This window comes from Pseudoprevotella muciniphila (assembly GCF_003265305.2).
Taxonomy (GTDB): Bacteria; Bacteroidota; Bacteroidia; order Bacteroidales; family Bacteroidaceae; genus Alloprevotella; species Alloprevotella muciniphila.
In genome coordinates, this window is the sequence record NZ_CP033459.1 from 1,505,733 (window position 1) to 1,517,929 (window position 12,197).

General features: G+C 44.5%; 10 protein-coding genes and 1 riboswitch. Of the genes, 1 reads left to right on the forward strand and 9 read right to left on the reverse strand.

Annotation, left to right across the window (positions count from 1 at the left end):
• Positions 1 to 64: 64 nt before the first annotated feature.
• From C7Y71_RS06105 to dut, 9 genes are all read right to left on the reverse strand, one after another.
• The gene (locus C7Y71_RS06105; RefSeq protein ID WP_111899199.1) at positions 65 to 688 is read right to left on the reverse strand and encodes an O-methyltransferase; all 624 of its coding nucleotides are present in this window, start codon (positions 686 to 688) and stop codon (positions 65 to 67) included.
• 29 nt (positions 689 to 717) lie between these two features.
• A complete protein-coding gene (aroQ, locus tag C7Y71_RS06110) occupies positions 718 to 1,152 on the reverse strand; it encodes a type II 3-dehydroquinate dehydratase (protein ID WP_111899158.1) in 435 nt (144 codons plus the stop codon).
• Positions 1,153 to 1,227: 75 nt separating this feature from the next.
• The gene (locus tag C7Y71_RS06115) at positions 1,228 to 1,695 is read right to left on the reverse strand and encodes a radical SAM family protein (protein WP_111899157.1); all 468 of its coding nucleotides are present in this window, start codon (positions 1,693 to 1,695) and stop codon (positions 1,228 to 1,230) included.
• Between the two features lie 134 nt (positions 1,696 to 1,829).
• Positions 1,830 to 3,983: an anaerobic ribonucleoside-triphosphate reductase gene (gene nrdD, locus C7Y71_RS06120; protein ID WP_111899156.1), complete on the reverse strand. Its 2,154-nt coding sequence runs from the start codon at positions 3,981 to 3,983 to the stop codon at positions 1,830 to 1,832.
• Positions 3,984 to 4,366: 383 nt separating this feature from the next.
• Positions 4,367 to 4,555: riboswitch (cobalamin riboswitch) on the reverse strand.
• Positions 4,556 to 4,733: 178 nt separating this feature from the next.
• On the reverse strand, positions 4,734 to 5,288 hold the full coding sequence (locus C7Y71_RS12165; protein WP_317162432.1) for a murein hydrolase activator EnvC family protein: 555 nt from the start codon (positions 5,286 to 5,288) through the stop codon (positions 4,734 to 4,736).
• Entirely contained in the window at positions 5,191 to 6,288 is a 1,098-nt protein-coding gene (locus C7Y71_RS12015; RefSeq protein WP_226943404.1) for a hypothetical protein, read from the reverse strand. The genes C7Y71_RS12165 and C7Y71_RS12015 overlap by 98 nt, the downstream gene beginning before the upstream one ends.
• Before the next feature lie 122 nt (positions 6,289 to 6,410).
• Positions 6,411 to 7,259 carry a DUF4292 domain-containing protein gene (locus C7Y71_RS06130; protein WP_111899154.1) on the reverse strand — a complete coding sequence of 283 codons (849 nt, stop codon included), beginning with the start codon at positions 7,257 to 7,259 and terminating at the stop codon, positions 6,411 to 6,413.
• Positions 7,260 to 7,274: 15 nt separating this feature from the next.
• Positions 7,275 to 9,200: a tetratricopeptide repeat protein gene (locus C7Y71_RS06135; protein ID WP_111899153.1), complete on the reverse strand. Its 1,926-nt coding sequence runs from the start codon at positions 9,198 to 9,200 to the stop codon at positions 7,275 to 7,277.
• Positions 9,201 to 9,411: 211 nt separating this feature from the next.
• Positions 9,412 to 9,846 (reverse strand): dUTP diphosphatase, encoded by a 435-nt coding sequence (dut, locus tag C7Y71_RS06140; RefSeq protein WP_111899152.1) that lies wholly within the window; start codon positions 9,844 to 9,846, stop codon positions 9,412 to 9,414.
• A 1,092-nt stretch (positions 9,847 to 10,938) separates the two neighbouring features.
• On the opposite strand from dut, the gene C7Y71_RS06145 reads away from it, so the two are divergent.
• Positions 10,939 to 12,189, forward strand: a complete 1,251-nt coding sequence (locus tag C7Y71_RS06145; RefSeq protein ID WP_111899151.1) for a DNA cytosine methyltransferase — start codon at positions 10,939 to 10,941, stop codon at positions 12,187 to 12,189.
• Positions 12,190 to 12,197 lie beyond the last annotated feature (8 nt).

Here is a 12,197-nt window from a genome sequence, read left to right on the forward strand (position 1 = left end):
TATAAAAACTCTCGGAGAGATTGCTTAACTTGCACCTCTCCGAGAGTTTTTCTTTTGTTGGTTTTTATTTCTTTCTTACCAGCGTAAGCCCATCTCGTATGGGGAGGATGATGGTTTCCACTTGTGGGTCGTTTGCCACTCGGTCGTTGAAGTCGCGGATGGCTTGCGTTTGGGCATCGTGGTGCGCAGGGTCGTTGACATTGCCGTTCCAAAGGGTATTGTCGGCAATGAAGAGACCTCCTGAGGTTAAGCGGGGTAGAATGAGGTCATAATAGTCAATATACTGCCGTTTGTTGCCATCAACGTATGCCATGTCGAAGGTATCATTGCGCGTAGGGAGGATGTCGAGAACATCGCCTATAACAAATTCTATGCGGTCTGCGTATGGCGATCCATCAAACCAAGGACGGGTAAATTCCTCCTGCTCATCATTGATTTCAAATGTGGTAATTCGCCCTCCTTCGGGCAGTGCCGCGGCCATGCAGAGTGTGGCATAGCCAGAAAAGGTGCCCACTTCGAGAATATGCTTGGGCTGCGCGATATTCACAAGCATACGGAGAAGCGAACCCTGCAAATGCCCTGATGCCATGCGTGGTCGGAGCAGTTCAAGGTTCGTGGCACGATAGAGGTCATGGAGATAAGGATCCTCTGGCGTGATGTGTTGAAGAATGTAGTCGTCGAGAGACATCATTCCTAAAAAAGATTATTTATGTAGATTTATTTTGCTGCAGCCAATCTGACGAGAGCCTCCACAGCGAGGCGATAACTGTTCATGCCGAAACCAGCCACTATGCCTTTGCATGCTGATGAAATCAGACTCTTATGGCGAAAATCTTCACGAGCATGGACATTGCTCAGATGCACCTCCACTACGGGGATGCTGAGACTACGAATACAGTCGAGCAAAGCCACCGAAGTATGTGTGTATGCACCTGCATTCAGCACTATACCCGCCATGTCGCCATCGCTTGCCTGCTGCATTATATCAATAAGTTCGCCTTCATGGTTGCTCTGCGCATACTCAAGTTCCACATTAGGAAAATCTGTGCGCAACGTAGCCAGACACTCCTCCATCGTTGCCGAACCATAAATATCAGGTTCACGCTTCCCAAGACGATTCAGGTTAGGACCATTGAGAATAAGTATTTTCATATTATAAGCATATATTATTTTGGCAAAAATACTTATTTTTTTCTATAGGGAATATGTGCAGTGAAAAATCTTGGTTTATTTCTTCCAAAATCGAGAAGTAATATCGATGAATTCGCCATTTTCTATGCGATAGAGGCGCTGATTGGTGGTGGGAGCATTAAGTGGTCCGCTTTCCGATTTATAAGGACCGAGTTTCACATAGTCGAAAAGTTCGGGTTTAAAGCCTTCAGGTAAGCGCGCACGACCGCTGTACCAACCCGTTTTGAGCTGATTGCCATAACTCAACCGTATGGTGTCCATCAGTTGCATCACTGCAGCAGGATCATTGTCGCCACCCATCAGCCCCACACAGGTGATTTCATCGCGATAGTCATTGAGCAGACTTAATAGCGACACGGCATCGAGCACTGCGCCTACATCGCCTTGCAAGTAATTGCTGTGGCAACCTGGACAGCCATTTGGACAAAGCGAGAGGTTGATGGCGAGCGTCACTTCATCGGGGAATTCTTGGAACACAATGTCGGTGTTGACGTATTTCAGCACTTTATTTTATCTTTTTCGGTTGGTTAAACCAATGGTTATGTTCTAAAATGACTTGCCTTTCTTGATGCACACACGCACAACGAAGAAAAGCAAGTCTTTTTTCTAAAAAGTTCTCATAAAAAGTGTGGCAGGGATTATCCCTTCATTTCCACATTTTGCACCTTTTCTGTCATCATTGTTTCACCGCTCATGTCGGGACGCAGGTTGCCATAGTAGCGGCGTGATGCCTCTTTCTGGCGTGCTGCAGAGAAATTGCTTACTCGCTTGAGGTAACCAATGACGCGTGTGAGATAGTCAAGGTTCTTGCTCTGACACTTGGGACATTCATGCAGATAGCGCTTGTCGATGTGACCGCAGTCATTGCAAACGGTGTTAGGAATGTTGAATGTGAAGTAGTTGCAACCTTCCTTCGCTGCCACGCGGAGCAACTGGCGATACTGCGCCTTTGAGAGGTGCTCGTCGAGATTCATGTGGAGCGCACTACCTCCTGTGAGGTGCTCGATATACTTGCGACCGTGCAGACGGAACTTCTCGATGACATCGGTATTGGTATCTTCCACCACGTAGAAATAAGAGTTGTAGCAATCGCGTGGTACGAAATAGCCTGCCTCGCGGTCCCAACGTGCGTGCTTCACACCCACATTTTCTGCAGGAATCATCTCGCAATTGAACATCACGTCCTTCGTGCGATATTTCTTGTTGTAAGTTTCTACCAAACCTAAGATATCGCTTACGAATGTGGCGTATTCTTCGTTGTCGCTGATGGTAATGCCAAGACTCTCGGCTGCTTCTACTAAGCCATTCACACCGATGGTGAGATACTGGCGGCCGATGTTGATATAACCAGAGTCGAAGAGTGGGAGCATGCCTTTTTCTTGCAACATCTTCAGGTTTTCGTTGTAAGCCATTTGTACCTTGTGGCAGATGTCGATGATGCGTGAGAGATAGTCTATATATGACTGACCTTCACGTGTGGCTTGCTGCACACAGCGGTTCAGATTGATGGTCAGCACACTCTTTGAACCTGTGGAAACACCTCCTGCACCGAGTGTGTAACTGAAACCATTGTCCTGAATTTCGTTGCGTAAGCGGCAGCATGAAGCGAGACTGTCGGCATTATCGCTCATATAGGTGAAGAAGGAGTGGCCTGCAGCATACATTTCTGCGGTGAAATCGGCATATTCTTGGTCCATCACTTCGCCATCCTTAGAGAGGAGTGCCATTGTCTCAACAGGGAAAGTGAGCACGGTGCGTGTGCGCTCTGCATTGAACCAACGCATAAAGCGCTTTTGTAACCAATTTACAGCGGGCCAACTGGGCTGTGTGCCATCGGGGAAGAAGAAGTCACCGAATATGCTCTTGAAGTAGTTCTCATCGTAGTAACTGATATTCCAGAACACAGCCTGGAAATTGCGTGCACCCGTAGGCTGATTGATGGAATATACTATTTGCTCGAAGCAATCCGTAATTACCTTGTCGAGTGTGCGTTTGCGAGTGGAAAGGTCCACAACCTCGTCTGCGCGCTCGAAATAGTCCTCACCATATTCCTTCTGCAGGAAGTAGGACATATACATCAGGAATTCCGGTGTGGCACATGCACCGCTGAGCATCGAACTGACGATGAACACCATGTTGACGAAGCCTCCGCAGAAACTCTTGAGGTTGGTGGGAGCAGACGAGTTGCCACCGATGCTCTTCGTGCCTTCGAGTAGCCATGGATACATCGTGATGCTGGCGCAGTAATTGGCAAGACTGGTCTCGTCGTTCTTATATATATAGTGGTTGTTGAGCAGGAAAAGATAGCGGTCCGCGGTTTCTTTGCCGTACATCTTCTTGATGCGGTCGGTAAGCATACGGCGGTTCAGGCGGATGAAGTTTTTCTTTGGCAATTCACCAATCAGTGTGGCAATGTTCTTGTTCTCTACATTGGCGTTGGCATCATACTTTGAACCTGTGGCAGGGTTAAGGCTGTCCACATAGTCGAGTACAAAGTTGATGTGGTCAACTATTTCACGATCCTCTGTGTGCTGCTGACGATACAGCATAAAGCGCTTGGCTACCTTGAAGTGGCGCTCTGCCATCAGGGCTACTTCCACCTGATTCTGTATGTCCTCCACACTCATGCCATTGCAGAAGCGAAGATGGCTTATAACTTTTTGCAAACCTTCTGCGTCAATCGGTTCGCCTGAAGAAGTAAAGGCTTTCAAAATAGCCGACTTGATTTTGTCGAGAGAGAAACTCTCTGTTCCGCCGTCACGCTTGGTGATGATAAAATTTTCCGTGCTCATTTTTTATGCTTTTTATTATTGTTATATTCCTTTGTGGACGTTCAGTGAGAGAGCCGTCTTTCCGCTGCAATGCTGTTGAGCCGTTGCGGTCTTTCAGCAGTCTGACTGACAGCCTGCCCTCTCATGCAGCCGCCTACCGACTGCTTTTTTTGATAAAATTCCTTTCCTTTTTTCGTTTGTCCGCGGGTGCCTGTTGATTTGTCCCTTTCAACGAGGGGTAATTCCTTACAATCAATAGCACAAACTCGTCCCTACTTTTTCAACCTGGAAGAATCTTTTTGGAAAACTTCCTTCTGCCTTCGACGGGAAATGTTTCCCGAGAATCAAAGTTTCTTTTCTAATTTCCCTTTCAACCAAAGGCGCTTATTCCCGAGCGCTTTCATTAGTCTTAATGGATGTTGGCAGGTCTTCTGACTCGCCCTCTACCCAAACGTCTTCCCGCTATCGTAAAGCAGTGACAATCAGTTGATTCAGGTAGAAAAACAGGCTTACAGCAGCGGGTACTGTTGCTGATTTTCACAGCATTCCCTCTTCGCCGGAAATAGTCCGGAACCATCATCGAGTGCAAAGATACAACAGATTTTTTTCGTGGCAAGTTTAAAAGCAAAAAAAATTTTTTTGGAAAACTTTTTTTTAAAACGAACAAAAAAGTTTCCCAAAACGGAAAACTTTTCTATAGATTCAAGTTTTGAAAATTTCTAATGATTCTACACTTCAATGCCTACTCATGACCAGCAAAATCTCCATTTTTTATTTACTAATCCACTGCTCGGGGTTGAGTTTTTCTGTTTCTCGGCGGATTTGGAAATGCAGTGTATGCTTTCCGTTGCTGTCTTTGGCAATTTTTCCCAGTTCCTGACGGGTTTTGACACGCTGCCCTTCCTTTACTTTCACGTTGGAAAGGTTGCAATACATGGTCAGGTAATTGCCATGGCGCACAATGACGTTGTAGTAGTTTGATATGGAGAAGATGGTGGACACAGTGCCGTCGTAAACGCACCTTGCATGTCCACCGTCGGTTACGATGTCTATTCCTTTGTTATCGAGTATGATGTTGCTCAGACCGCTTACGTTATAAGAGCCGAAACGCTTCGTTATGGCATATTTTCCTGTTACGGGAACGGGCAGGCGTCCTTTGTTGGCAGCAAAACCTCCACTAAGTTCCTGCTTACTGTCGTCTGCCTGACGATATATAGGTTTGGTGTCCTCAGGTTGACTTTGTACAGGTGTTATAGGTGACTCGATCTGTTTTTTTCTGCGTTGTTGCAGATTTGTTACCTTTCTGCGGTTGCACCTTTTCGTCAGTCTTTGGCTGGGCGGACTTAGACTCTTGTTTTTGCTCCGCAGGTTTTGTGTTCGTAACAGGCTTCTGCTGGGTAGTTGTTTTCTGTTGAGTAGCAGGCTTTGTATCGTTTGTTTGCGGGCTTGAGTTGTCTGTCTTTTGTTGTGTAGTCTGTTTAGGAGTTGTTGCCGGTTTCTGCTGGGCTGCGGACATTGACTGATTTGCAGGCTTCTGCTGGGTAGTTGATTTCTGTTGAGTAGCAGGCTTTGAATCGTTTGTTTGCGGACTTGAGCTGCCTGTCTTTTGTTGTGTAGTCTGTTTAGGAGTTGTTGCCGGTTTCTGCTGGGCTGCTGATTTAGATGCCGTGGTAGGCTTTTGTGGTGCAGTTGATTTTTGCTGTGTTGCTGGTTTAGAAGCCGCGGTTGACTTCTGCTGTATTGCAGGTTTTGGGGTTGCAGCCGTTTTCTGTTGTGTTGCAGGCTTAGAAGTGGATAGTTTTTGCTGAGCAGCAGGTTTGGTAGCGGTAGAGGTCTTCTGCGGGGTTGCTGATTTCTGCTGTGTTGTCGGCTTCTGTTGAGTGGCAGGCTTAGAAGTGGATGGTTTTGGCTGAGTCGTTGACTTCTGCTGAGTGGCAGGTTTGGGTTGAGTAGATGACTTCGCAGTGGTAGAGGTCTTCTGCGGGGTTGCTGACTTTTGCTGGGTTGTAGGCTTGGTTGCCGTAGCAGGCTTAGAAGTGGATGGTTTTGGCTGAGTCGTTGACTTCTGCTGAGTGGCAGGTTTGGAAGTGATAGCCGTTTTCTGCTGGGCTGCGGACTTTGACTGATTTGCAGGCTTTTGCTGAGATATGGTATTTTGCTGCGTCGCCGGCTTAGCGATAGTCTTTGTTGCAGGTTTTGCGACAGGTTTTGAGGTGGATTGTGTCTTTTGTGTCGCTTTTGGTACTACTGCCACCTTCTCTGTCGTAGTCTGTTTTGCCGCTGTAGCGGTCTTTGCCTTTGTGGCTTCATTATTCTTCGCTGACACGTTTTTCCTTGCTTGTGCACTTGCCGACAATGCGAGCACAAGAGATAAGGATAATATGATAAACCTTTTCAAAGTCAAAACCTAACTTATTTTATGGTAAATAATTTATAACTTGCTCTTTCCTAAAACAGACTCTTGAGCAGACTTTCCGCCGAACGCTGCGAATACTTCGAAGATGGTGTCGAGTGGCCTTCCCAGTTGTTGTCGTTCGACAGGCCGCTCAACGACATTTCACACTCCATATCGCTACCCACACCCGTTACCTTCATGGTCATCGACTTAGGGAACTGCTTGCCCGAGAGTTTAGTAAAATCACCGTAGGTCCAGACAAACTGCCCTGTATCGCTACTGTTTTTACCTTCCACATTCAATCGGTCGAACAGCTGCGACTCTGTCAGGGTCATAAACTCGTAGTTCAACTTTGGTGCATCGGCAATCGTAAGGACTGTATGTTCTCCTGCAGATGACATGCTGAAACGCGAGGCAGGAACGTCAGTCTTTTCTCCCGGCACGAATATCTCGTTCCAGAACAGCGCCTGAAGCGCGTAGAAGTCTAACCCTGCGTTCTTCAGGAACGAAACCTCGTCGTATGATGCACGTACATATTGCTTATGGAACTTGTCGATGATGAGCACCTCTTTTGGTGAAAATTCGAAACGCGCCACTTCCATAAACAACACACTCAGCGACAGTTGTATCACATCGTTGCGTCGCATTTTCAACTTTCCGCTACAACTCACACCATTGCCTTTGAGCATGATGTCAAGGCTTATGCTGGCTGTTACGGCTTTTGCCGTCTGGCGGTTTGCCTCCACCTGTTTCAGGTAGTTGGCTACAGCGTTGTTTTTTGGTGCGTGGTTCGACACCTGATTGTTCTTTGGTGTGTTCCCCTTGTCAATATTTTTCGTCGTGGAGCAAGAACAGACTGCTGCTATCAGTGCCACGAACAATAATGCTTTGTATATCTTCATTATTCTGTATAATATTTAATTTTCTTCTATTTTCTTGTTGATCCTTGCTTTCATGCTGTCGTCGTCAGTAACCGCCTCTGCACGTTTCCAAAAATCCTTCGCTTCCTGAATTAAACCTACACTATTGTAGATGTCGCCAGCATATTCAAGTACGATGTCATACACACTGTTTTCTCCATCCTCCGACAGCACTGCATCTATTTGCACTTTCGCCGCCTCTTTTTGACCCGTTAGCATCATTGCCATGGCATAATAGGTCTTCGTCTCCATATCATACGGATCGAGTTCCACGGCTCTCTTGCTGAGTTCTAACAGCCTGTCGCCTCGGCTACCATCCCAATAGTCAATGAGATAATTGCAATAATTTTTCATGCAATCTATGTTTTCTGTATCATACTCCAGCGACTTTTCATAATTCTCAGGAGCATTTGGTGGGTCAACACGATAGCACCCCATGCCATAGAGATTGTACAACCGCGAAAGCACGTCAGCCTCATCCTTTTCATCAGCCAGTTTTATGCCCTTATCGAGTGCCTCGAACATTTCGTCATAATGCTGCAGGCGCAAATAGCACAAACCCTCATAATAGTAGAATATACTTACCGGATCCATATACCTCATTCCGTCTTCACAGAGTTGTATGCACTTGGCAGAGTCGTTTTCCTCGATATAGTAATTTATCAGGAGTTCACGCAGGCGGACATTCTCGGGGTCTCGCATGAGAATATCATAGAATATTTGCTCTGTCGTTTCCGACAGTTCACTTTCATCTTCTGTCAACTTTTCGCAAAGCATCAATATGTCATTGTTAATAGTCTGCTCTGAAAGCACAATGCGCAACACGTCGAGCATTTCAGCGCGATGGGACAGAACGACGTCCTTGTCTTCCTTGTCGGCCCTGTAGCCTTCGAGCATCTCATTCAGTACGTCGTACTTGCTATAATTAGAAATGGTAGGGCTTCTCATCGCGCTCTTTATCGTTTCGTACATCGCGTTGTCATTCCCTGTCATTCGGTAGTAGTAAACCATGAAACAGACGGCACTTTCGTCTTCTGGTGAGTTCTGCAGCACACCCTTTGCGATGTTGTATGCATCCTTCGTCTTACCATTATCCAGCAGTTGACGTGCGTAGAAAATCTTGTTGAAATTCTTCTCAGCATCACTTATCGACTTATCACTCTTAGCCAGACGCTCCAATGCCTCAAGTGCCTTTTTCATGTCGCCACTTTCTTTGTAGAGTTGGAAAATTCTTTTGTTCGTTTCGTACGAAGAGCCAAAATCCTTTTCCATCTTGAGGTATTGCTGCAACTGCTCTTCCTTGGTCTTGCAGAGTTGTATAACCTGTATGTAATTGTCCTCTGTTTTCTCTAAATCGAGAATGGCTTTAGCCACATTCCTTGCCTCAACGGTGTCACCATAAGTATTTAGGAGAAAATCTAAATAGGCTTTCTTGTAGCGCTTTTCGCCTTGTTCCCAATCCACGGCGAGCTTAAGATACTTATTCGCACTGTCGGCACAGTTAGCGTATTCTTCAAACGGATTTTCAAAGTTGAGCGCAAGGTCAATGTCATCGTCCATAAACGACTTCAGGTACAACTGGTATTTTTCGAGAGCACCCTCGGGATTCGCCGCTAACTCGGCATAAATACGGCCGAGATAGTATGCCGAACCGGCGGGGAAATCAGCACCGGCTTCGACAAGTTCCATCGTCTTGTACAGATTTTCTATTGCCAGCTTGTAATTACCGATGAGGTAATTCTTCACCCCGCTTTCGAAGATTTCGTCCATCGCGCGCCGGGTTGTCCTTGCTGATGCACCGTCCTGGGGGCTGAGTGTGTCCACTTCCTCTTTGGGTGCAACTTTACGGGACGACACGGTATCGCCCGTGCTTGCACAGCCGGCAAGCAGTAACACACAGAAAATGAACACGACTATTCTCATCCTTCAGAACATTTACGGTAGAACCTTTTCTCCTTATTATTTATTCATGTTTCGCCAGTTCCACTTGCTTGAAGTTAAAGAAGTTAAAGAAGTTAACGACGTATGTTTTGTACGACAGTTGACCTTTTACATCACGCATGGTGGTATCGTCGATAATTTCGTTAACTCCGATAACTCCGAGCGTAGCGATAACTTCAGAAAGTTGAGTTATTTATTCCTTACCGGTATGTCCGAACCCGCCTGCTCCGCGCTCCGTCTCGTCGAGGGCTTCCACAGGCGTCCATTCCACTGTTTCGTGGCGCGCCACCACCATTTGTGCTATGCGGTCGCCATCGTTGATAACAAACGCCTCATTTGAAAGATTCACGAGAATCACACAAATTTCGCCGCGATAGTCAGCATCTATGGTACCGGGAGAATTGAGCACACCAATGCCTTTCTTTATAGCGAGACCGGAACGCGGACGCACCTGTGCCTCATAACCTGCCGGCAGCGCAATAAACAGACCTGTCGGCACTAACCGCCTCTCCAACGGCTGCAAAGTGACGGGGGCATCCAAGTTCGCCCGCAAATCCATACCTGCGCTCAATGGCGTGGCATACGAAGGTAAAGCATGCTTCGAACGATTTACAATCTTTATTTCCATAGTCATAACCCTTTTCCAAGTTACAAAAATACAACATATTAGCGAATTGGAGCGAGAAATCTGATAAATCTTTTTTTATGCGTTGCTCGGCATTGGGAGGAAGTCGCCCTGTCGGGCGAGAAATTATCCAAAATTATTTTTATTAAGCACGATAACTCTCTAATTCTCCACATTCTTGAGAAAATTATCAATTCTTGGTTATGTTTTAGAAGAAAAAACACCCGTTCTTGGTTATGTTTTAGAAAGATTTTGCCCTTTTTCTGGTTATGTTTTAGAAAGAAAAAAGGCATTTAGCAGTCTATGAGCGCCCGTTGTGACACATCGATCCCCTTTCCAATTACAAAGATGATATTATTTTATTCAAAAGAAAAACGGATAAGTTCACAAAATTCTGTATTTTTGCAAGGACATATTGGCCCAACGCGGTTGTAAAGTCCTTAAAGAAGGTCCGAACCGCGGGGCACTACATATTGAAAAGGCGTTACTGACGCTTTGTTTTTGGACTCTTCGAACTACCACTATCGAAACAGCAAACCAAGACAAAAGCACGAGTAACTCCACGGGGTGTGTTTCATAGCATCTCCGTAGTGTGCTTTGAAGGTACGAGTTGCCTTCACGCACACTTTTACGGTGTAGCTATACATTCCAAACGTGGTTGTTTCTCCGTTTGTTCTTTTGCTGTTGGCTGTGGTAGGCCAGAAGGGTGGAACAGATGGAAGTAAGCACCCACGTTTTTTCGTTTGTAGTCATCACACTATAGAATTAACCCGTTCGCACTGGGTGTTTGCGAACTGCTCTTGGTTGTGATGGCTATTTTAAAAGCCTTAATCTACTCTTCAAAAGATTGCAATCAGAGAAAAACAAAATAATAACGTAAAGGAAAACAAATAGAGACAAATAACGTCCTCGATTGACTGATTAAGCAGAATTACCACTTAAATAGACGCATCAGTCGGACAAAAATATCGGGATGTTTGCGCTCTTCGGGGTGTGGACAGAAAGATAGTTGTCTGATGTGGGCTGTGGTAGGCCTTGCTTAAACACATCATTCTTCCATGCCCCCTTTTCTGAAAACGAAGAGAGGGCTTTTTTATGGCAAAGAAGGAGTTAATCATAAGATTGGGAACCCTTTTTAGTGGAATTGGTGCTTTTGAGCATGCATTAAAACAGCTAAAGATTAAACATGAAATTCTTTTTGCTTGCGATAATGGTGAAAGAGAATTATATTTATCTTATGGAAATATAAAATGTCTCACAAAAAATTTGAGTAAAAATGCTCTTCGTACTTTTTGTGAGGATTATATTAATAAGATAGGAGTAAGAAGAGAATATCGCGAAGTTGAAATAGATTTGTTATTCAAAGCAGTAAAGAATTCTTCTAACAAAAAAGATGATGATAATGTTGTTTTAACTTATTACAAAGAAGGAAGGAAGAGTCCAATTAAGCACAAACTTATTTTAACACAGGACATGATAGCTGCTCTCACACCAAACTCTACAATGAAAGAACGTGAGAGATTTGTGAAATCTTTGTACGACAATTTAGGAGAGCACAATTACGTTAAAGATGCATATTTCGCCAATTATCAAATAGAAGAAGCTAAATGGCATGAAGATATAAGATTTTTAGACGCAAATGATTATCGTAACAAAATAGACATACTTATAGGAGGGAGTCCATGTCAAAGTTTCTCTAATTATGGAAAAAAATTAGGTCTAGAAGATGTTCGAGGAACATTGTTTTATGATTATGCTCGAATAATAAATGAATGTAGGCCTAAAATTTTTATTTATGAAAACGTCGAAAACGTAACAAAAAATGATGGCGGCAAAACATGGAAAGTCATGTTTCAGGTATGGCAGTCTCTCGGCTATCATATAGAATGGTCTATTTTAGATGCAAAAGATTATAACCACCCTCAACTAAGAAGTAGACTATTTCTCATAGGTTTTAGAGAAGATATTTATAAGAAACCTTATAAATTCCCCCAAAAACAGACACTTCATAAAAAAAGTACAGATTTTTTACAATCGAATGTAGAAAATGTTTATTACTTAGGTAAAAAGGGGTTTGAGTGGATTACCTCGCCAGAGAAGAACCTTAGACGTTCTCGAATTAATCAGGATGTTATAGGCTGCCAAACAGCATATCAACAAGATAATTGGATTGGAGATTTTAGAGTAGAACATCCTCAAAAAAGACACTATGATGATCCACGCATTTATATTGGCAAACATGACTTTAATGATGGAAAAGGTCTTGTTGACGCGGTGGGTAGGAAAATGACACCAAGAGAATGCCTAAATCTAATGGGATTTGATGAAACTTTTAATATTGCGTAGATTCAAGT

What these genes read in the sequence shown, in the direction of transcription:
- C7Y71_RS06105 (WP_111899199.1), bottom strand. Translation starts at nt 688, where the DNA reads ATGTCTCTCGACGACTACATTCTTCAACACATCACGCCAGAGGATCCT.
- aroQ (WP_111899158.1), bottom strand. Translation starts at nt 1,152, where the DNA reads ATGAAAATACTTATTCTCAATGGTCCTAACCTGAATCGTCTTGGGAAG.
- nrdD (WP_111899156.1), bottom strand. Translation starts at nt 3,983, where the DNA reads ATGAGCACGGAAAATTTTATCATCACCAAGCGTGACGGCGGAACAGAG.
- C7Y71_RS06130 (WP_111899154.1), bottom strand. Translation starts at nt 7,259, where the DNA reads ATGAAGATATACAAAGCATTATTGTTCGTGGCACTGATAGCAGCAGTC.
- C7Y71_RS06135 (WP_111899153.1), bottom strand. Translation starts at nt 9,200, where the DNA reads ATGAGAATAGTCGTGTTCATTTTCTGTGTGTTACTGCTTGCCGGCTGT.
- dut (WP_111899152.1), bottom strand. Translation starts at nt 9,846, where the DNA reads ATGGAAATAAAGATTGTAAATCGTTCGAAGCATGCTTTACCTTCGTAT.
- C7Y71_RS06145 (WP_111899151.1), top strand. Translation starts at nt 10,939, where the DNA reads ATGGCAAAGAAGGAGTTAATCATAAGATTGGGAACCCTTTTTAGTGGA.